Here is a 21326-nt window from a genome sequence, read left to right on the forward strand (position 1 = left end):
TCAGTACGTTGAGGGTCGAGGTGCCGCCTTCGATCAGGGTGCCGGTGTCGTTGGTGGCCTGCGGCACATCATCGACGATGCTGATTTTGATCGTGCCGGTGGTGGTGTTGCCCAGTGCGTCGGTGGCCTGGTAGGTGAAGTTCTCCAGACCGGCCACGGTGTTGGCGCCGTTATCGGCACCCGGTGTGGTTTTTGGCGCCGAGGTCAGGGTGTAGGTGTATTGGCCGTTGGCATTCAGTTGGATTTGGCCATAGGCACCCGTGGTGCTGCCGAGCAAGGCAAACGTCACAGCACCCGAACCGCCCGAAGTGTTGGCGGTCAGGTTACCGGTCACGGTTTCGGCGGTTGACGCTGGCGTACTGCCCGTCACCGTGCCTTGCGCCAGGTCGGCGCCATCTTTGACCAAATCCAGCGCGTTTTCGAACACCGTCGCCTGCGTATCGCTGACCACTTTCAGGCCGCTGTCGGTCAGGGTAAAGGTCACCGTGGCGGTGCTTTGATCGCCGTCGCCGTCGCGGATGGTGTAGGTAAAGGTGTCAGTGGCGGTCGGTGTGGTCACCAGGTTTGGTGTGCCTTTGTACACCGCCGTGCCATCCGCCGAGATGGTCAGCGTGCCGTAGGTGCCGTTGATCACGGTGCTGCCACCACTGGTCACGGTCACCGCCGCGTTGCTACCGGCTTTAATCGCCACTACTGCACCGCCTGCCGCCCCGCCGTCTGCGCCGAGGATGTCGTTGGCCAGTACGTTGAGGGTCGAGGTGCCGCCTTCGATCAGGGTGCCGGTGTCGTTGGTGGCCTGCGGCACATCATCGACGATGCTGATTTTGATCGTGCCGGTGGTGGTGTTGCCCAGTGCGTCGGTGGCCTGGTAGGTGAAGTTCTCCAGACCGGCCACGGTGTTGGCGCCGTTGTCCGCGCCGGGTGTGGTTTTTGGCGCCGAGGTCAGGGTGTAGGTGTATTGGCCATTGGCATTCAGTTGGATTTGGCCATAGGCGCCCGCTGTATTACTCAAAAGTACGAAGGTCAGTGCGCCCGAACCGCCCGAAGTGTTGGCGGTCAGGTTGCCAGTGACAGTCTCAGCGGTTGAATCCGGCGCGCTGCCGGTCACGCTGCCCGGAGCCAGATCGAGACCGTTCTGAGTTTGGTCGAGGGCGTTTTCGAACACCGTCGCCTGCGCATCGCTGACCACTTTCAGACCGCTGTCGGTCAGGGTGAAGGTCACCGTGGCGGTGCTTTGATCGCCGTCGCCGTCGCGGATGGTGTAGGTAAAGGTGTCAGTGGCGGTCGGCGTCGTCACCAGATTCGGTGTGCCTTTGTACACCGCCGTGCCATCTGCCGAGATGGTCAGGGTGCCGTAAGTACCGTTGATGACGGTGCTGCCGCCACTGGTGACGGTGACTGCCGCGTTGCTGCCTGCTTTGATGGCGACCACTGCGCCGCCAACTGCTCCGCCGTCTGCACCAAGAATGTCGTTGGTCAGTACGTTGAGGGTCGAGGTGCCGCCTTCGATCAGGGTGCCAGTGTCGTTGGTGGCCTGCGGCACATCGTCGACGATGCTGATTTTGATGGTGCCGGTGGTGGTGTTGCCAAGCGCGTCGGTGGCTTGGTAGGTGAAACTTTCTTGGCCATCAATCACATTGGCGCCGTTATCGGCACCCGGTGTGGTTTTTGGCGCCGAGGTCAGGGTGTAGGTGTATTGGCCGTTGGCATTCAGTTGGATTTGGCCATAGGCACCCGCTGTATTGCTCAAAAGTACGAAGGTCAGCGCGCCCGAACCGCCCGAGGTGTTGGCGCTCAGGTTGCCAGTGACAGTCTCAGCGGTTGAATCCGGCGCGCTGCCGGTCACGCTGCCCGGAGCAAGATCGAGACCGTCCTGAGTTTGGTCGAGGGCGTTTTCGAACACCGTCGCCTGCGCATCGCTGACCACTTTCAGGCCGCTGTCGGTCAGGGTGAAGGTTACGGTGGCGGTGCTTTGATCGCCGTCGCCGTCGCGAATGGTGTAGGTAAAGGTGTCAGTGGCGGTCGGCGTCGTCACCAGGTTTGGTGTGCCTTTGTACACCGCCGTGCCATCTGCCGAGATGGTCAGCGTGCCGTAGGTGCCGTTGATCACCGTGCTGCCGCCACTGGTGACGGTGACTGCCGCGTTGCTGCCTGCTTTGATGGCGACCACTGTCGCGCCGTCTGCACCCAACACATCGTTGGTCAGTACGTTGAGGGTCGAAGTGCCGCCTTCGATCAGGCCGCCGGTGTCATTTGCCGCGCTCGGCACGTCATCGACGATATTGACGTCTACCGTTCCCGTGGCAGTGCTGCCATCGACATCGGTGGCAACGACAGCAAACTGTTCACTCACGCTGTTGGTGCCGTCGCCTGCCGGATGCTGATCCGCGCCAGTGAGTGTGTAGCTGTAGGAAACAACGCCCGTCACCGGGTTGTACCCGTTGACGGTAAAGGTGTTGTTCAGCCCGGTGTTGAGGGTTTGCACACCCGTATTGATGACGCCGTCCTTGATGATGTCGATACCGCCGACGCTCAAGTTTTGCAGGCCATCGAGCGAGGTGACGGTGAACGTGCCCGACTGGGTCAATGGCCCTTTGGCATCCACGGGTGTACTGCCCGCAGGCAGATTGCTTTCATACAGGGTCAGCTCGCCACCTCCCACGTCCAGCCCGGTCAAGACCACCGGATCATTGTTGTTGTGAACGTTCAGCACCAGTTGCGCGGTGCTGGCGTCACCGTCCGAGTCGGTCAGGGTGTAGGTGAAGGTGTCGGTACCATTACCGCCGCCCTTCAAGGCCAAAAAGGCAGGGTCGGTCGAATGCACGGTGTAGGTATAAGTACCGTCGGTAGCCAGCACCAAGGTGCCATAGGTCCCGGTAAACGTACCGGCCGTGATCGGCCCAGCGCCAACACGGTCGGCGCCCTGAACATCGTTGCTCAGTACGTTGCCTGTGAGTTGCAGATTGCTTTCCGAGGCAATGCCGTCGTTGTTGTCATTGACCGCCGTGGGCACATCGTCGATCACGTTAGCGATCAGCGTGCTGGTGCCGGTGGTGCCATTGGTATCGGTGGCTATGACGCTGAATTGTTCACCCAACACGTTTGCGCCATTGCCCGCTGCGTGCGAGTCATTGCCGTTAAGTGTGTAGGTGTAAGTGACGATACCCGTGGTGGCATCGTAACCGGTGACTGTCAGCGTGTTGTTCAGGCCAGTGGTGATGGACTGGCCGACACCGCTGACCACCCCGCCGCTGATCACGTTAATGCCGCCCACAGACAAGCTCTGTAAACCGTCGGGCGCGTTGATTGTGAAAGAGCCTTGCTGAGTCAGCGCGGCGGCATCGGGGGCGGAGCCCGTGGGCAAGTGAGCCTCATTGAGCGGTGTCAGGTTGCCATTGATGCCGGGGACGATACTCACCGTATCGTCGTTGTTGTGGATGTTGAGCACCAGGTTGGCCGTGCTGCTGTCACCGTCTGAGTCAGTCAGGGTGTAGCTGAAGGTTTCGGTGCCATTACCCCCGCCTTTGAGGGCCAGAAAATCAGCATCCTGAGGGTTCAGCGTGTAGGTATAAGTACCGTCTGCGGCCAGGGTCAAGGTGCCGTATGTGCCCGTAAAAGTACCCGCCGTCACAGGCCCCGTCGCTACACGGTCAGCGCCCTGACTATCGTTGGTCAGTACGCTGCCACTGAGCGTCAGTTGGGTTTCGGACGCCACCCCCGCGTGGCTGTCGTTAACCGCCGTGGGCACGTCATCGACCACGTTGATGTCCAGACTGTTGGTGGCGGTGCTGCCATTACTGTCGGTGGCGATGACTGAGAAATGTTCGCTCAGGCTGTTGGCGCCCTGACCCGCAGGATGTGCGTCATTGCCGTTGAGGGTGTAGCTGTAACTGACCACGCCAGTCGTCGGGTTGTAGCCCGTAATGGTCAATGTATTGCCCAAGCCCGTGGTGATGGATTGACCTACACCGCTCGCAACTGAGCCATTGACCACCGTTATGCCGCCGACATTCAACGTCAAAAGCCCATCAGGCGCAGACACGCTGAAGGTGCCGCTTTGCGTCAGGGCCGCCGGGTTACTGGCCGAACCCAGCGCCAGACTGGCTTCACTCAGCGTCAACTCGCCGCCTTCTACCGACAGGCCGGTCAGGGTGACAGGGTTATCGGGAGGCACGACGACCGGTGGCGGCACAAGCGCGCCCTCGTCGTCATCGCGCAGGCCAATCACCCGCTCCTCAACGAATTCGGGAATACCATTAAACCCGGCGGTCGGAAAACCAATGATCGGGTCAACGCGACCTGCCACCTCTTCAAGCAGCACAAAGGTGTGCCCGCCCCCCAATTGACCACCTGGCGCACCAGTGGCCGCCGGACCGGCGGCAGTTGCTTCAGCCACCTGGGTCGGGTCTTCGCCTGCCGCGATGGCCGCCTGGAGTTTTTCAACGTCTGTCAGTTGGGCTTCGCTGGGGGTCAACGTTTCAGGGGAATCAACGTGGGATGTCGGGTTTTGGCTCAGCAATGCAGAGGACAGGTTCATGGTGCTTTCGCGGCCCATGGTCAGCTCACCACCACCTTGCAAATGGATCGCCACCGCACCCGCAGTGCCCGTCTCCAACTGCTCACCGGCAAACACACGATCACCTTCAATCAGCACTCGGCGGGAACCATCACTGGCAATCGCAACTACCTGGCCAACCACGTTGCTAACGACACCGATCAAACTAGCCATGTCCATTCCCTCTGCTGCCGAGCGCATTCGGCCTGTGTGATCACGAGGACATGCAAAAGCTCAGGCAGGGAGGCTGGATCAATAGCGCGCGATGGCAAAAACGTGGCCAGAATAAATCATTTGGCCTGCACAACCCGCTTAAAAACCCAACAAAAACAGCGGTCAAATTGCCATCAGTCAATAAGTTGACATTTTTTACCGCTGACCCAGCCACTCTCCCAAGCCCATTTGCTGCACATCCGAAAAATAGTTTTGAACTTTTAAGCCCCTAAAAAGCGCCCTGAAAAAAGCGAAAAACGGGCTTTTCAGTGAGAACTGTGTCTCGAATCCTGAAGAAGTCATAAGTTTTTTTCGGACTAAGCCTTATGAGAAATACTTCTTAGCTCGCGCCAAAGATGTTCTTAGCTTGGTTGTTACAAGCCTGAAACGGTTTGACCTAAAAATTACGTCATTTTTTTGGCGACAGCTAAGCATCATTGATTCAGGGAGAAGTACCTCATGCGCGTTTTGAACCCTCTTTGCAGCGCTATTTTACTGGCCATGGCGTGCAGCCAGGCGCAGGCCATGTCCATTACCGAGGCGATCCAGAGCACCATCAATACGCACCCGGAGCTGCAAGCCAGCGAGAACAATCGCCTGTCTGCCAACGAGGATGTCAACGTCGCCAAAGGAGGGTTTTATCCATCTGTTGATTTGACCGCCAGCTACGGTCGAGGCTACAGCGATAACCCCAACACCCGGGGTTTGAATAGCCACAACACGGAAACGCTGAACTACACGACCTCTGAACTGCGCCTGAGGCAAATGCTGTTTGACGGGTTCAACACCTCCAACGAAGTGGGTCGCACTCAAGCGGTGGTCAATTCGCGCGCCTACTACGTGCAGGGCACCGCCGAGAGCCTGGCACTGCGCACCATCGAGGTGTACCTCGAAGTGCTCAAGCGTCGCGAAATGCTGACCCTGGCCAAAAATAACTTGCAGGCCCACTTACGGGTAAACGATCAAATCGGCATGCGCAGCGAGCGCGGCATCGGCAGCATCGCTGACCAAGACCAATCCATCGCCCGTCGCGCACTCGCCGAAAACAACTTTCAGACAGCCGAAGTGGACTTGGCCGACGCCGAATCCAATTTCTACAGTGTGGTCGGGCGCCTGCCTGATCAACTGGAAACGCCGCCCTCGATCAAGGGTGAACTGCCGGGCAATTTCACCGCAGCCCAACAAAGCATGCTGATCAATAACCCGTACCTGAAGTCGGCACAGGCCGACGTGCAGGCCGCCGAGAAACAGTACGAAGTGGCCAAGTCACCGTTTTACCCGCGTTTTGACGGCGAACTGGCCGTGGGCGCCAACGATAACGTGCAAGGTCAGGTAGGCCATGACAACGAATGGCGTGCCGGGGTGGTGATGAACTACAACCTGTTCAAGGGCGGCAGTGACAAGGCGCGCTTGAAATCGGACTCGCACAAAATCAATCAGGCGATGGACATCCGCAATAACGCGCTGCGCATGCTCAACGAAAACCTCAACCTGGCGTGGCACGCCATGAACAATGCGCGCCTGCAAACTCCGACCGCACGTCAATACGCTGAAACATCGGCCAAGGTGCGCGTGGCGTACCAAGATCAGTTCGGCCTGGGCCAGCGCACCCTGCTTGACCTGCTCGACAGTGAAAACGAGGTATACAACGCCAACCGCCGCTACACCGAAGTGCGCTACACCGAAGAGTTTTCGATGTACCGCGTACTGGCGAACATGGGGGAATTACTGCGTAAGGAAAACGTTGTCATGCCCGCAGAATCTATCGCTCAGACCGAAGTAAAAAGCGATGCCCGTTTGCCGGAAATGAAGTAAGCGCCTGGAGTAAACCCTTTGACCACCTTGCAAGAAATAGGGCAAGGCGTAGATCCACGCCTGAGCTTTGATGACCCGTTGTTGGATGGTCTGTTGATACTGTGTCAGGTGCACGGGGCCACTGTCAGCCGTGCCAGCCTGACCGCTGGCCTGCCGCTGCCCGAGCAGCGCCTGAGCCTGGACTTGCTGACCCGCGCCGCCGCACGCGCAGGTTTACAGGCGCGGGTATTGCGCCGCGAGTTGAGTGCCATTTCGGCGCTTAACTTGCCCGTATTACTGATTCTCAAAGACAGCCGTTGCGCCGTATTGCGGCGCTGGGGCGAAGACGGCAAGGCACTGATCCTGCCCAGCGAAGCCGAAGGTGGCGAGCAATGGGTCAGCCGTGAAGAGTTGGAGCAGGACTACAGCGGACAGGCTTTATTCGCACGGCCGCGGCACGAACTTGAGGACCTGCGTGCGCCGCTGGTGCCGCGGGTCAGTGCGTGGTTTCGCGACACCCTCAAATTGTCCCGCTGGCTCTACAGTGACGCCATTCTTGCCAGCTTGCTGATCAACGTCCTCGGCTTGATGGTGCCGCTGTTCGTGATGCAAACCTACGACCGCGTGGTGCCCAACCAGGCCACCTCCACCTTGTGGGTATTGGCCATTGGCCTGCTGATCGGCACCGGGTTTGAAATGGTGCTGCGACTGGTGCGTGCGCACCTGCTGGACCAAGCAGGCAAGCGCACCGACCTGATCCTGTCGGCGACGTTGTTTGAACGCATCACCGGCATGTCGATGAAAGCCAGGCCCGCGACCATTGGCGGTTTCGCGCAAAGCATTCACGACTTTCAGGGGTTACGCGAATTTCTCACGGCAGTGACCCTCACCAGCCTGATCGACCTGCCATTTGCCGTGCTGATGCTGGTGGTGATCGGTTTGCTGGGCGGGTGGCTGGTGCTGATCCCATTGATCGCCTTCCCCATCACCATAGGCTTTGCCTGGTTGATTCAGGTGCGCTTGCGCGACACCGTGCAAAAAAGCCTGGCATTGGGCGCTGAGCGCCAGGCATTGCTGATCGAAACCCTCAGCGGCCTGGAAACCCTCAAAGCCTGTAGTGCAGAAAGCGAGCGCCAGCACCACTGGGAAAGCACCCACGCCGCCCTCACCCGGCTTGATGCCCATGCCCGCAACCTCTCGGCGCTGGCCACCAATGGCACGCTGTTCATTCAGCAACTGTGCGGCATGGCGACTATCGTCGCCGGGGTGTACAGCATCATTGCCGGCAACCTGAGTGTCGGCGCGCTGGTAGCAACCTACATGCTGGGCAGTCGGGTCCTCGCTCCACTGGGCCAAATCGCCGGGCTGATTACCCGTTATCAACAAGCCCAGTTGACCATGCGCAGTACCGATGCACTGATGTCACTGCCCCAAGAACGCGATCCGAAACAGCGCCCTCTGGAGCGCACCCAACTCACAGGTGCAATCGAAGCCAGCCGCGTGACCTTTCGCTACGCCGGGCAAAGCAGCCCGGCACTTGCCGAGATCAGTTTCAGTATCAAGGCCGGAGAAAGGGTCGGCATCATCGGGCGCAGCGGCTCGGGCAAAAGTACGCTGGGGCGTTTGGTGATGGGCTTCTTTGCCCCCGATGAAGGGCAAATCCTGCTCGATGGCCTCGACCTGCGACAGCTGGACGTGGCCGACCTGCGCCAACAAATCGGCTATGTGGCCCACGACCTGCCGTTGTTGGCGGGCAGCCTGCGCGACAACCTGACCCTGGGCGCGCGCTACATCAGTGACGCGCGCATGCTCGAAGTGGCCGAACTGACGGGCGTCAGCGAACTGGCCCGCCAGCACCCGCAAGGCTTCGACCGCCCGGTGGGTGAGCGCGGGCAACTGCTCTCGGGGGGTCAACGCCAAGCCGTATTACTGGCGCGGGCGTTGTTGTTAAGCCCACCGATCATGCTGCTCGACGAACCCACCAGCGCGATGGACAACGCCAGCGAAGACGCCCTGCGCCAGCGCTTGCACACCTGGATGCAAGGCAAAACCCTGCTGCTGGTCACCCACCGCACCGCCATGCTCAGTTTGGTCGACCGCTTGATCGTGCTGGATAACGGCCGGATCGTTGCAGATGGCCCCAAAGAAGCGGTTATTGACGCGTTGCGCAAGGGCCGTGTCGGCTCTGCCGCCGTTTAGGAGAGATGTATGTCTGCACGCTCCGGCTTGCGCAGTTATCTGGACAGTTTCAAGAAAAGTGGCGAAAGCGACTACATGCCCGAGGCCACCGGGGCTTCACTGCAAGACTCACCGCGCCTGTCGCGCATCACCGTGTGGATCGCGGCGGCGTTGATTATTGTGGCGCTGCTGTGGGCCAAGTTCGCGGTACTGGACGAAGTGACCGTGGGCGATGGCAAGGCCATTCCTTCGAGCAAGGTACAAGTCATCCAGAACCTTGAAGGCGGGATCGTCACTGAGCTGTTGGTGCGCGAAGGGCAAATGGTCAATAAGGGCGATACGCTGCTGCGCCTGGATGACACGCGTTTTTTGTCCAACCGTGGCGAAAGTGAAGCCGACCGTTACGCCCTCACCGCCCAGGTTGAACGCCTGTCAGCCGAAGCCGAGGGACGGCCGTTTGAGCTGTCACCCGAAGTGATCGCCAAAGCGCCGCAAGTGGCTGAAGACGAAAAATCGCTGTTCCTGCAACGTCAGCGGCGGCTCAACAGCGAGCAGCGCACGCTGACCGAGCAATTGCGCCAAAAAACCCAGGAGTTGGCCGAGTTTCGTTCCAAACAAGAGCAGTTTCGTAACAGCCTGGCGTTGTTGAATCAGGAGATGAACATGTCGGCGCCACTGGTGGGTACGGGGGCGGTATCGCCGGTCGAAATCTTGCGTCTCAAACGTAGCGCGGTCGAAATTCGCGGTTCGCTGGACTCCACGACCCTGGCCATACCACGGGCAGAAGCGGCGATGAATGAAATCCGCAGCAAAATCGACGAATCGGTACAAACCTTTCGCTCGGACGCGGCCAAGGAACTGAATCAAAAACGCACCGACCTGTCGAAAATCACCGCCACCAGCATCGCCATTGACGACCGGGTAAGCCGCACCACGGTGGTATCGCCGGTCCACGGCATCGTCAAACAGCTGAAGGTCAACACCATTGGCGGCGTAGTCCAGCCGGGCAGTGACATGGTGGAAATCGTACCGCTGGAAGACAACCTGTTGATTGAGGCCAAAGTACGACCTCAGGATGTCGCGTTTCTGCATCCTGGACAGAAAGCCATGGTCAAGTTCAGCGCTTATGACTACACGATTTACGGAGGCATGAGCGCCAAACTGGAATTGATTGGTGCCGACACCATCACCGACGACAAGGGCAACAGCTTTTACCTGATCCAGGTGCGCACCGACAAAAATCACTTGGGCGGTGATCAAAAACCCCTGCTGATCATTCCCGGCATGACCGCGGCAGTGGACATCGTAACCGGGCAAAAAAGCGTGCTGGATTACTTGCTCAAACCGGTGTTGAAAGCCCGAACAGAGTCATTGCGCGAACGGTAGGACACCTGGGAACTGACGAGTCAGGCGAGGCTGTGACCGACCGCACAGCCGTCGTATAACCCTTCAACCCGGGTGTCTCAGACGCGCGCCTTTGCTCAGGCTTTATCGAGGTGATTGCGCTGGTAGGTTTGGGCGCCCATCGCTTCAATCTGCCCTTCAATCAAGGCTTCAAACGGGCGCAACAAAGGCTCGAACACACTCGGCGCTTCAAGTATTTCCAGGGTCTGCACGATCGCTTCCAGCGTGGATAACGCGCCGGGCCCCGGCGCCTTGCGTAATCGATAGCGCGACTGCGCGCCCTCGGGCAGGGTCACCCGCGGCACATTCGCCAACAGGGGGTTGAGGTGCAATAACTTGCGCGCCTTACGCCATGTACCATCCGGCACCACCAGCAACCACGGCAGGCTGTCTTCAGCCTTATGCGCCGCAATCAGTTGCGCCCCTTGCCCCGGAAACAACAGCCGCGCCTGATAACCCGGCGGGTTGAGCAATGTCTCCAGATCGTCAAACACTTCACCCACCCGTAACTCTGCATTGCTCAGGCCCAGCGCGGCCAGGCGTGCGGTATTGAGCGCATGGCCGACCTCGCTCGGATGCTGTAGGAGTAACACGCGGGTGCGGCTGTGCAGGTGAGGGATCAGTTCGCACAAGCAGTGCGACTGAGGGCGCAGGCAGCGAGGGCATTGGGCTCGGGACATGGAGGAACGCTCGTCGTCAGGATTGGTTGAGCTGCGCTTTGAGCAGATCACGGAAAGTTTGAATCAACGGTTCGCGGCTGCGGCCACGGCGCACAATCATCGAAAACGGCGCCTGATAACCGAACGTCGCAGGCAGCAATACGCGCAAGTCGCCTTTATCCACCCACGGCTCGGCATAGTGCTGGGGCAAGTAGCCAATGTAGGCCCCTGAAAGCACCAAAATCAGTTGCGCCTCCATGCTGTCGACCGTGGCCGCGCTGTGTTTGAAACCGTGGCGCGCCAACTCGGCCTGGCTCCAGTAACCCCGCCCGACCATGCGTTGTTGTGTAATCACCGGCTCGGGAATGCGTCGTTCGCTGAACAACGGATGCCGCGCGCTGCAATACAGCCAATGCTGCTCGCGGTACAGCGGCTGATAAACCAGGCCGCTCATGCGCGACGAAAACGCGCCAATCGCCAAGTCCAGCCGGTTGTCTTGCACACCGAGCTGGAGTTCATACGGGCTCATCACGGATAAATGCAAGTGCACGGCCGGGTGTTCCTGGCTGTAGGCACCAACCGCCTCGGCAAACGGCAGCGCCTTGTCACTGACCGTGGAGTCGATCACGCCCAGGTTCAACGTGCCGCGTAACTCGCCTTTGAGCGCGGCGGCGTACTGCTCGAACCCTTCGAGTTCGCCCAGCAGGCGCAAGGTTTCCTGATGGAACAACTCGCCCTTGCTGGTCAGGCTGAAACCACCGCGCCCACGGTGGCACAGCACCAGGCCCAGGCTTGCTTCAAGCTGGCTCATGTAGGTGCTGATCGCCGAGGTCGAGAGGTTCAATGCCTGCTGTGCATTGGCAAAGCCCTGGTGGCGGACCACGCTGGCAAAAATACGTAATAGTTTCAGATCGGGTAAAGCGTTGGCCATCAGAGACTCACTTATACCGAGTGGCATGAACCTCACAACGCACGGGCGCAGGAAAATGGCGATGCCAAAATCGAGAGCTGCACGTTATGCAGATGATATTGAGCGTTAGCCTAACCGCTTGGTCGACATTAGTTTAGAAAAATCTGAACTAAGTATTTGCCTGTAGGGATTCTTCCAGTCGCCGGCCTTTCGCAGAATCAGTCGCCATAACCACAACAAACGACGAGGTCTACCCGTGGACAAAATTCTGCACCAACCACTGGGCGGTAACGAAATGCCGCGCTTCGCCGGCATCGCCACCATGATGCGCTTGCCTCACCTGCAATCAGCCGCCGGGCTGGACGCGGCTTTTATCGGTGTACCGCTGGACATCGGCACCTCACTGCGTGCCGGCACCCGCTTCGGGCCCCGGGAGATCCGCGCGGAATCCGTGATGATTCGCCCCTACAACATGGCCACCGGCGCAGCCCCATTCGACTCGCTGTCGGTGGCTGACATCGGCGACGTAGCAATCAACACCTTCAACCTGCTGGATGCGGTGCGAATTATCGAACAAGCCTACGACGAAATCCTCGAACACGCTGTCATCCCGCTGACTCTGGGGGGCGATCACACCATCACCCTGCCGATCCTGCGCGCGATCCATAAAAAGCATGGCAAGGTCGGGCTGGTGCACATCGATGCCCACGCCGACGTCAACGATCATATGTTTGGCGAGAAGATCGCCCACGGCACGACCTTCCGCCGGGCCGTCGAAGAAGGCTTACTGGACTGTGATCGCGTGGTGCAAATCGGCCTGCGCGCACAAGGCTATACCGCTGAAGATTTCAACTGGAGCCGCAAACAGGGGTTTCGCGTGGTGCAGGCCGAAGAGTGCTGGCACAAATCCCTCGCGCCGCTGATGGCCGAAGTCCGTGAGAAAGTCGGCGGCGGCCCGGTTTACCTGAGCTTTGACATTGATGGCATCGACCCGGCCTGGGCGCCTGGCACCGGCACCCCTGAAATCGGCGGGCTGACCACAATCCAGGCGATTGAGGTGATTCGCGGCTGTCAGGGCCTCGACCTGGTGGGTTGCGATCTGGTAGAAGTCTCGCCGCCTTACGACACCACCGGTAACACCTCGTTGCTAGGCGCTAATTTGCTCTACGAAATGCTTTGCGTGCTACCCGGCGTAGCGCACCGATAAGGACATCGTCAACCCGTGCCAACGGCGCTTTGCAGTCTTGAACTGACGGCACCGTTGCACACTGCTGTGCGTTTGCATCCATAAAAAAAATAATTGGAGATTCGCCATCATGGCTATAGATCTACTGGTCGTCCTTATCTACGCAGCGGCAATGCTGGTGCTCGGCTACTACGGCATGCGCAAGGCCAAAACCCACGAAGACTATTTGGTGGCCGGGCGCAACCTGGGCCCCACGTTGTACATGGGCACCATGGCCGCCACCGTGTTGGGCGGCGCGTCGACGGTGGGCACGGTACGCCTGGGGTATGTACACGGCATTTCGGGTTTTTGGCTGTGCGCGGCGCTGGGCTGCGGGATCATCGCACTGAACCTGTTTTTGGCGAAACCGCTGCTCAAACTGAAAGTTTTTACCGTCACCCAAGTGCTGGAAAAACGCTACAACCCGATGGCGCGTCAAGCCAGTGCGGTGATCATGCTGGCCTATGCGCTGATGATTGGCGTGACCTCGATTCTGGCCATTGGTACGGTGCTGGAAGTGCTGTTCGGCCTGCCATTTTGGGTCTCGATCTTGATCGGCGGTGGCGTGGTGGTGGTGTATTCGACCATCGGCGGCATGTGGTCGCTGACCCTGACCGACATCGTGCAGTTCGTGATCAAGACCGTGGGCCTGATGTTTGTCCTGCTGCCGATCTGCCTGTATCGCGTGGGCGGCTGGGATGAACTGGTGAGCAAGTTGCCCGCGTCCAACTTCAATTTCACCAGCATTGGCTGGGATACGATCGTCACCTACTTCATGATTTATTTCTTCGGCATTCTGATCGGCCAAGACATATGGCAACGGGTATTTACCGCCAAAACGCCCAAAGTTGCCAAGTACGCCGGCACCTTTGCAGGCTTCTACTGCATCCTTTACGGGCTGACCTGCGCCTTGATCGGCATGGCCGCGCACGTCTTGATCCCGGATCTGGACAACGTCAACAACGCCTTTGCGGCCATCGTTAAAGTCTCGCTGCCGGACGGTATTCGCGGGTTGGTGATTGCAGCCGCCCTGGCCGCCATGATGTCCACCGCCAGTGCGGGTTTGCTCGCAGCGTCCACGGTGCTCACCGAAGACCTGTTGCCCAAACTGCGCGGCGGCAAGCAATCGAGCCTGTCGATCAATCGCCTGTTCACACTGCTCACCGGGATGGCGGTATTGGCCATCGCGCTGGTGGTCAACGACGTGATCAGTGCGCTCACACTGGCGTATAACCTGTTGGTCGGCGGGATGCTGGTGCCCTTGATCGGCGCCATTTACTGGAAACGTGCGACCACCGCCGGCGCGATTTGCAGCATGAGCCTGGGCTTTATTACCGCGCTGGTGTTTATGTTCAAGGACGGCTTGGACGCCAATACACCGATTTATTACAGCCTCGGCGTCGCACTGATCAGCTTTATTGTGGTCAGCCTGATGGCACGTCGCCCAGCCACGGTGGTGAGCGCCGTCTAAATACGTTTTCTGTGGGGCAATGCTGACTTCAGCGGGTGCGACGTCGACGGTCGTACCCGTTTTTTCTGGACAGCAAACACCCTGCGTTCACTGCACTCGCCAGCTTTTAACGGCGACGTTGCGGGCGACGACGCGGATCTTCGACAGGAATCGGTACAGGTTGCAGCGGCGGCTCAATCAGGCCAAGCGCCACACCCACGTCATGCAGCCAGGTTTGCAGTTTGTCTTTCATAAATCCCCCTTGGGGTTACACCGGCGACCCCTAATCTTTGGGCGCTTCGTACAGATAATAGTCCTAAGTCCTACGCAATGCTTGCCGGAAGTCAATGAACTTTTGGCTAATTTCGCACAAATGCGACTGATGCCGATACCTGAAGTTACATTGCAGGCATTACGCCATGTTGCAGGGCTGTGTGTGTTGCAATTCAATCCAGGCATTGAGGTTGGCGCCCATCATGCCTTTGCGCCACATCAACCAGGTGGTTGCGCTGTCAAACGGCGGTTGCAAAGGGTGCGCACGTACGCTTTCACGCCCCGGCAAACTGGCCAGCATCGATTCTGGCATCAGCGCCACGCCCGACCCTGCCACCACACATGCCAGCATGCCTTGGTAAGACTCGATCTCCATGACCCGTCCCATGGCGGCACGGTCGCTGGCGTACCACGCTTCAAGCCGTGAGCGATAGGAACACCCCTGGCGGAAGGTGAAGACTTCACGACCTTGCACGTCTTGCGCGCGGGTGATTGGCACGTGGTCCAGATCACTGATCAGCACCAGGCGTTCTTGGCAAAACGCCACGCCATCCAGCCCGGCCAACTCCAGCGGACCGTCCACCAGCGCGGCGTCCAGCCGACCGGTCAGCAAACCTTCAAGCAGCTCGCCACTGGGCGCGGATTGAACGTGCAAATTCACCGCCGGGTAGCTGCGGTGATAACGCGCCAACAAGGCGGGCAAGTGTATGGCCGCCGTGCTGTACATCGTGCCCAAGGTGAATTTGCCCGCTGGCACCCCACCCTGCACTGCGCCCAATGCTTCTTCACGCAGGGCAAACAGTCTCGCGGTGTAATCGAGCAGCACCTTGCCCGCCGCTGACAGCTGCAAACGCTGACGTTCGCGCACAAACAACTCGACGCCCATCTGCTCCTCAAGCTGCTTGAGCCTTGTCGACAGGTTCGACGGTACGCGGTGCAGGCGTTCAGCCGCGCGGGTGATGGAGCCTTCCTCGGCCACGGCCTGAAAAATGCGTAATTGGCTGAACTCCACGCCGTTCTCCAAAACAGAATAAGTCACTCACTATTATTCAATTTTAATGAAAGTCAATCCTCTCTAGCCTGACGGTCATTGTCTTCTTGCAGGAATTGCTGCCATGTCTGCTCTGTTGCGCCTGTTCGCCAGCTTTATCGCCCTTGTCATGGCGATGGGGATTGGCCGGTTTTCGCTTACGCCACAACTGCCGCATTTAATCAGCGAAGGTCAGATCGACCTGACCGGCGCCGGGCTGATCGCAGCCGCCAATTACCTGGGCTATTTGATCGGTGCGCTGGACGCCATCCGTGCCCGACGTCCTGCCCAAGTGCATAACCGCCTGCTAAGCGGTTTATGGCTATGCGTGGGCCTGACCTTCGTTTCGTTCTGGGCACAAGGCTTTTGGCCACATCTGGTGCTGCGATTTGGCGCCGGTGTCGCCAGCGCCTGGGTGATGGTGATGATCACCTCCCTCAGCCAACACTTGGCCGCGTCGAACCATCGCCCACGCCTCGGGGCACTGGTCTTTGCCGGGCCGGGGGTCGGTGTACTGCTCACCGGGTTGCTGGCGCTGGGCGCCAATGTCACAGGCCAAAACTCCGCGACGTTATGGCTGATCTATGCGGTCGCTGCACTGATCATGCTGTTGGCTATTTTGCCGATGCTGCCCACGCCCGCTGCGCAGCCGTCACCCTCTGTCACCGTAGCGCCCAGTGCCCGTACGCCCGGCATCTCACGTTTGGGCGCCATTTATGGGCTGTATGGTTTGGGCTACATCATCCCGGCAACGTTTTTGTCGCAGATGGCCAATGCTCGCTTTCATGGCCAATGGCAGGCTGATCTGTTCTGGCCGGCCTTCGGCCTGTGCGCCGCACTGGGTGTGCTGTTGATCAGCTTTAGACGCATCAACCCAAACACCACGCGCTATGGGTTGATGGGGGGGTTATGGATTCAAGCACTGGGCGTGCTGGCCTGCTTGTTACCCAGCAGTGCGGGCCTGGCACTGGGTGTGATCCTGTGCGGGACACCCTTTTTGGCCTGCATGCCTTTGGTAATGCAACGCTCGCGGGACCTTGCGCCCCACGCCACGCAACGTAACGCCGCGTTATTGACGGCCTGCTTCGCGGTGGGACAGTTGAGCGGCCCTTTACTGGCGGCACTCAGCAGCCATTTCAGTGGCGGCTTGCAACCTGCGTTAGCGGTGGCTGCCTGTGGCTTGCTGGTCGCAGGCGTACTGGCTTTGCACTCGGTCAATGCCCCAGCAGCGTGCGCACCCTGCGACGCATCCACTGCTCTGCGCTGACAAACGTGATGCCAAACAGCACGAAAATCGCGCCCACCACGAAGTTGACACTCAGCGGCTCATCAAGCACCAGCACGCCGAACGTCACGCCAAACAGCGGGGTCATAAAAGAAAACACCGCCAGGTTGGATGCCAGATAGCGCTGGAGCATCCAGAACCACACCAGATAGCTAAAGAATGAAACCACCAACCCCTGAAACAGCACACTGGCCACCGCAACGGTGGTCAGGCTGACATGGCTGATTTGACCACTGAGGGCGGCAATCAACAGCAAACCGACAAAGCCGATGATCAGCTGGTAAAACAGCGTCAGCGTGACCGGCGCCTCAGATAAACGCGAACCCCGGACCACCACCGTGGTGGCGCCCCACGCCATGCCCGCCAAAATCCCATAGGCGTCACCCAGCAGCATGCGGCGGTCCATGTCAGCCAGCGATACGCCACCGGCAAAGGCGAACACGATGCCGACGAATGCGAGAAAAATCCCCAGCCACTGCAACGGCCGCAAACGCTCGCCGGGCAACAGCCAGTTGACGCCCAAGGCGGTGAAGATAGGCGCGGTGTAGAGAAATACCGACATGTGCGCAGCGCTGGTCAGTTGCAATCCTTCAGAAATAAAGAAGAACTCAAGAGCAAACAGGCTACCCGCCAACAGGCCGCCACGCCAAGTGACCGGCACCTGGTTCCAGCCGCCTTTGCAGCAAATCAACACGCCCACCAGCAACGCGGAAATGCCCGACCGGGCAGCCGCTTGCATCACCGGAGCAATGTCCAGGGCAGCGGTTTTGATCACCACTTGTTGTACGCCCCAAATCAGGCACAGGCCCAACATGACTTGCAGTGCGAAGGCATCCGTTGCTCGCCGCGAAACACTCATATCAACACCTTGAAAACATCAAGCCGCCAGTTTGCGGGCGGTCCAATAACCTGAAAGCGACGCCAGGCAGGTCAACAGCGTGCCCCACGCCATGTCCATCAGCGCCAGCTGTGCAGACCAGCCATTGAGCGTCGCCCAGTTGGTCATGTCGTAAGTGCCATAGGCGATCAGGCCGAAGAATGCACCGCTCAGCGCTGCCCTGCGGGCACTGCCACGGGTCAGCGCGGGGCGCACCACAAAAAACACCACACCGAGGACGTACATCAAATAGAAGACGATGGCCGGGCCCCACTTGGGAGGCTCCAGCATCAAGGGGCCGAACAGCTCTTTATAGGTAGAGCTCATGAGCAGGCCCAACCAAAGGCCGTCGAGTATCAGAAAAGCCAGTAACGCACCGATATACGCCCAAACACTTTTCCGCATGTCGACAGCCCTCTTGGCAGTTGGATCAGATCAATTGAATGCGGTCCGGGTGGATCGCAATCTTGCCTTCCTTGTACAACGAGCCGATGGCTTTTTTGAAGTTGCCTTTACTGACACCAAACAGGCTGCTGATCAGCTCGGGATCACTTTTGTCGCTCACCGCCAACACGCCATCGTTATCGCGCAGTTTGCTCAGGATCTTGGCGTTCAGGCTGCTGGCCGCTTCCTGACCGACTGGCTGCAAGCTCAAACTGATTTTGCCGTCAGCGCGGATTTCTTTGACAAAGCCTTTTTCTTGCTTGCCCGCCCGCATGAACTTGAAGATTTCGTTCTTGTGGATCAGGCCCCAATGCTTGTTATTGATCACCGCCTTGAAGCCCATGTCGGTGGCTTCGGCCACCAGCAGGTCAACTTCCTGGCCGACTTGATACGTGGCCGGGGTTTTATCCAGGTAGCGATCCAGGCGTGCAGTGGCCGTGATACGACGGGTGTGCTTGTCGAGATAGACGTGCACCACCACGTATTCGCCCGCCGTCATCTGGCGTTTTTCTTCGGAATACGGCAACAGCAAATCTTTGGGCAAACCCCAATCGAGGAATACACCGATGCTATTAACTTCAACCACTTTCAGACTGGCGAACTCACCCACCTGCACTTTTGGTTTTTCAGTAGTGGCAATTAACTTGTCATCACTGTCCAAATAAACAAAAACGTTTAGCCAGTCTTCATCTTCACTGGGAATGTCTTTGGGAATATAACGGTTGGGCAATAGAATTTCGCCGTCTGCCCCGCCGTCCAGATACAAACCAAAGTGGGTGTGTTTCACCACTTGCAAACTGTTGTAGCGACCGATTAAAGCCATGTCCAATACCCTCATTACGTGGGCGGCATTCTACCCGAGTTTAGGGGGGTACATCGAAGCTGTAGGACGTCGCCCCGAAAAAATCTGCCAAGCGCCCGGTTTACAGGCATCGGCCAAAGCTGTTACGCGCCGCTCGTCAGCCCGACCGGCGAAAACCAGCGCCCGGGCACAGTCTTTAGCCTGCAATAAACCGGTGAATGTTTTTAATTAAAACAGCCAGTTAGCCGGTGATTACGAGAGTGAATATATTCAAGGCCCGGCGCCTTATATTATTTTACGGAGATATTTAACAAGCCATTGTCAAGCATTTCAGGTACTATCGCTGGCCAAGTTATTTTCTACAGGTCAATAGCCGTCATGCGCGTAAAAGCATCCGCCAGCAAAGCAAAGCCAGCTCCCGCAGTTGAAACCAGTGATTCGATCAATGCGCAAATCGCCGCATTCTTGAAATCCGGTGGCGAGATCCAGCAAATTGACAAAGGCGTCAGCGGCCAGACTTTCGGCCCGTCCAAGCAAATCACGCTGGGCAAAAAGTAACACCCTCGCGTCACTAGGTCCTCATGCGCTTTGCCTGCACAAAGCGCTAGGACTATCGGCTACCTCCCATCTAAATGTTCGTCTGGCTCGATAAATCGACGAACGGCACACTGTGGCCGGCATTCACCCGTATCCTCTAAGCCCTCTAGATCAAGCCTCTGCGCGCACAACAGGAGGAATGCATGCTCACACGGGCGTTAATGCTGACCGGCACTCTGCTGGCCAGCACGTTAGTTGATGCACAGGTCTTCTCCCGCGAACTGGGGGATTTCGACCTCAAACTCGCCACTCAGCCCAGCCGCAGCATGGCCCAAGGCCTGGTCAAACCCACCAGCCCCGGCTCGACCTTTCATGGCGGCCTGGACTTGACCCACGACAGTGGCTGGTACGTCGGCCAGTGGGCGCCGACGATGGGTATCAAGCCCGGCACTAACCTCGAAGTCGACTCCTACCTGGGTTACAAACACCCTTTCGACCAAACCCTGAGTTACGAGCTGGGGATGATCCATTACAGCTACCCCAAACTCAGCCCGCTCGACAGCCAGCAGTTCTACGCAGGATTAACGGTACTCGGAACCCGCTTCGGCGCGGCGTTCAGTAACGACCCGGATCGCCATGACAGCACCGTGTTTGCCGACCTTGGGGTCAACCAGCCGTTTGGCATTGGGGTGAGCATGAAATACACCACCCACCAGCTGGGCACCCCGGTGTCGATTGCCGAGGGCGGCAGTGTGCGCGCCTTCAATGACTGGTCAATCAAGTTCTCCCGCCCCTTCATGGGCATCGACCTCAACCTGATCTACAGCGACTCTAGCCTGGAGGGCGCGGAGTGCTCAGCCTATTCAGGGCAGAACAGCCAATGTGATGGTTTGGTCACGCTCAAGGCTGAGCGCGCGTTTTACTGACTCAAAGACCTTGAACCGCCGCCCTGGCTTGCTCGATCCACAGCCGCTTTTCTGTTCCAGCTCGCCAGCTTGCTGCGCCTCCCACATCTTTCGTGCTCAGACGGACTACGATTCACGCCGCCATATGGCCTGACATGGCGCCCGCCGCCTCGTTTGACGCTCAAATGATTAACGCTATCTCGGTGTGATTCACCCCACAGGTAAAGGCCTCGACGGCGCAGTCGTTGACGCACAAAACCCTGGCCGTTCTGCGACAAAACGGCCAGAGAGTGCACTCAAGCGAGTTGCGCCTTGGCCGCCAGCGCATCAAACGTCGCAGGATCAAGCGGGTCCGCCTGTTCATCCAGCACCTGCAACGGGTGATCATTGCCTGGAATAGCGCTGTCGATCAGGCTCAGCAACTGCGACCCGCGCTCAGTCAGGACAAAATTCTCACCTGTACCCCCCTCGTCTTCAGGACGCGGCGCGATAAAACCTTGTTTGAGCAACAGCGCTTCGTAATTGCAGGCCAGTACTTTCAGCTCATCAACATCGCCCACCGGCTGATCCTGATTCTGGAGGTCTACAGCGTACTGTTCGGCATACACCCGTGGTGCAAACGGCTTACCTGCGCCATTTTGCACCTCGTGCAGAAGACGCTCGATCAGCGCCCAATTATAAGTGGTCATCAGCTTCACTCCCCTACGGTTAGATGAAATGTCCTTCTTGAGTAGTGACTGATAATCCCGGCAGACGTTCAGGCGCTTTTGCCCAGACAATAAAAA

17 protein-coding genes are annotated in these 21326 nt (G+C 58.5%); 8 read left to right on the forward strand and 9 right to left on the reverse strand.

Annotation, left to right across the window (positions count from 1 at the left end):
• On the reverse strand, positions 1–4729 hold a 4729-nt coding region (locus tag TU86_RS21385; protein WP_048366390.1), incomplete at its 3' end, for a retention module-containing protein.
• A gap of 498 nt (positions 4730–5227) precedes the next feature.
• Between TU86_RS21385 and TU86_RS21390 the strand changes: the two genes are divergently transcribed.
• From TU86_RS21390 to TU86_RS21400, 3 genes are read left to right on the forward strand one after another with little or no spacing between them, the layout of a single operon-like run.
• Positions 5228–6583 (forward strand): TolC family outer membrane protein, encoded by a 1356-nt coding sequence (locus TU86_RS21390; RefSeq protein ID WP_048366325.1) that lies wholly within the window; start codon positions 5228–5230, stop codon positions 6581–6583.
• Between the two features lie 18 nt (positions 6584–6601).
• Complete coding sequence (locus tag TU86_RS21395; protein WP_048366326.1) at positions 6602–8761, forward strand: type I secretion system permease/ATPase; 2160 nt, start codon at positions 6602–6604, stop codon at positions 8759–8761.
• Between the two features lie 9 nt (positions 8762–8770).
• Positions 8771–10126 (forward strand): HlyD family type I secretion periplasmic adaptor subunit, encoded by a 1356-nt coding sequence (locus TU86_RS21400; protein WP_048366327.1) that lies wholly within the window; start codon positions 8771–8773, stop codon positions 10124–10126.
• A 95-nt stretch (positions 10127–10221) separates the two neighbouring features.
• On the opposite strand, the gene TU86_RS21405 is transcribed toward TU86_RS21400, so the two are convergent.
• A complete protein-coding gene (locus tag TU86_RS21405; protein ID WP_048366328.1) occupies positions 10222–10824 on the reverse strand; it encodes a tRNA-uridine aminocarboxypropyltransferase in 603 nt (200 codons plus the stop codon).
• Between the two features lie 16 nt (positions 10825–10840).
• Positions 10841–11734: a LysR family transcriptional regulator gene (locus TU86_RS21410; protein ID WP_048366329.1), complete on the reverse strand. Its 894-nt coding sequence runs from the start codon at positions 11732–11734 to the stop codon at positions 10841–10843.
• 235 nt (positions 11735–11969) lie between these two features.
• Between TU86_RS21410 and speB the strand changes: the two genes are divergently transcribed.
• Both speB and TU86_RS21420 read left to right on the forward strand, forming a co-directional pair.
• The gene (speB, locus tag TU86_RS21415; protein WP_048366330.1) at positions 11970–12920 is read left to right on the forward strand and encodes an agmatinase; all 951 of its coding nucleotides are present in this window, start codon (positions 11970–11972) and stop codon (positions 12918–12920) included.
• A 109-nt stretch (positions 12921–13029) separates the two neighbouring features.
• The gene (locus TU86_RS21420) at positions 13030–14409 is read left to right on the forward strand and encodes a sodium:solute symporter family protein (RefSeq protein ID WP_048366331.1); all 1380 of its coding nucleotides are present in this window, start codon (positions 13030–13032) and stop codon (positions 14407–14409) included.
• 106 nt (positions 14410–14515) lie between these two features.
• On the opposite strand, the gene TU86_RS23540 is transcribed toward TU86_RS21420, so the two are convergent.
• Positions 14516–14641: a PA1414 family protein gene (locus TU86_RS23540; RefSeq protein WP_003441703.1), complete on the reverse strand. Its 126-nt coding sequence runs from the start codon at positions 14639–14641 to the stop codon at positions 14516–14518.
• Positions 14642–14800: 159 nt separating this feature from the next.
• Positions 14801–15673 carry a putrescine utilization regulator PtrR gene (ptrR, locus tag TU86_RS21425; protein WP_048366332.1) on the reverse strand — a complete coding sequence of 291 codons (873 nt, stop codon included), beginning with the start codon at positions 15671–15673 and terminating at the stop codon, positions 14801–14803.
• Between the two features lie 103 nt (positions 15674–15776).
• On the opposite strand from ptrR, the gene TU86_RS21430 reads away from it, so the two are divergent.
• Positions 15777–16958 (forward strand): MFS transporter, encoded by a 1182-nt coding sequence (locus TU86_RS21430; RefSeq protein ID WP_048366333.1) that lies wholly within the window; start codon positions 15777–15779, stop codon positions 16956–16958.
• Here the strand turns inward: TU86_RS21430 and TU86_RS21435 are convergent.
• Genes TU86_RS21435 through TU86_RS21445 form a run of 3 tightly spaced genes read right to left on the reverse strand, consistent with a single transcriptional unit; the run spans position 16906 to position 19120 of the window.
• Positions 16906–17835, reverse strand: a complete 930-nt coding sequence (locus TU86_RS21435; RefSeq protein ID WP_048366334.1) for a DMT family transporter — start codon at positions 17833–17835, stop codon at positions 16906–16908. The genes TU86_RS21430 and TU86_RS21435 overlap by 53 nt on opposite strands.
• 18 nt (positions 17836–17853) lie before the next feature.
• Positions 17854–18258 (reverse strand): DUF2177 family protein, encoded by a 405-nt coding sequence (locus tag TU86_RS21440; RefSeq protein ID WP_048366335.1) that lies wholly within the window; start codon positions 18256–18258, stop codon positions 17854–17856.
• Positions 18259–18283: 25 nt separating this feature from the next.
• Positions 18284–19120 carry a CvfB family protein gene (locus TU86_RS21445; RefSeq protein WP_048366336.1) on the reverse strand — a complete coding sequence of 279 codons (837 nt, stop codon included), beginning with the start codon at positions 19118–19120 and terminating at the stop codon, positions 18284–18286.
• Positions 19121–19477: 357 nt separating this feature from the next.
• Between TU86_RS21445 and TU86_RS21450 the strand changes: the two genes are divergently transcribed.
• Positions 19478–19657 (forward strand): hypothetical protein, encoded by a 180-nt coding sequence (locus tag TU86_RS21450; protein WP_019410559.1) that lies wholly within the window; start codon positions 19478–19480, stop codon positions 19655–19657.
• Between the two features lie 182 nt (positions 19658–19839).
• Complete coding sequence (locus TU86_RS21455; RefSeq protein ID WP_048366337.1) at positions 19840–20562, forward strand: TorF family putative porin; 723 nt, start codon at positions 19840–19842, stop codon at positions 20560–20562.
• 275 nt (positions 20563–20837) lie between these two features.
• Here the strand turns inward: TU86_RS21455 and TU86_RS21460 are convergent, their stop codons facing one another.
• Positions 20838–21230: a hypothetical protein gene (locus TU86_RS21460; RefSeq protein WP_048366338.1), complete on the reverse strand. Its 393-nt coding sequence runs from the start codon at positions 21228–21230 to the stop codon at positions 20838–20840.
• Positions 21231–21326: the final 96 nt, after the last annotated feature.

Origin of the sequence: Pseudomonas weihenstephanensis, from assembly GCF_001043055.1 — a bacterium.
Lineage (GTDB): Bacteria > Pseudomonadota > Gammaproteobacteria > Pseudomonadales > Pseudomonadaceae > Aquipseudomonas > Aquipseudomonas weihenstephanensis.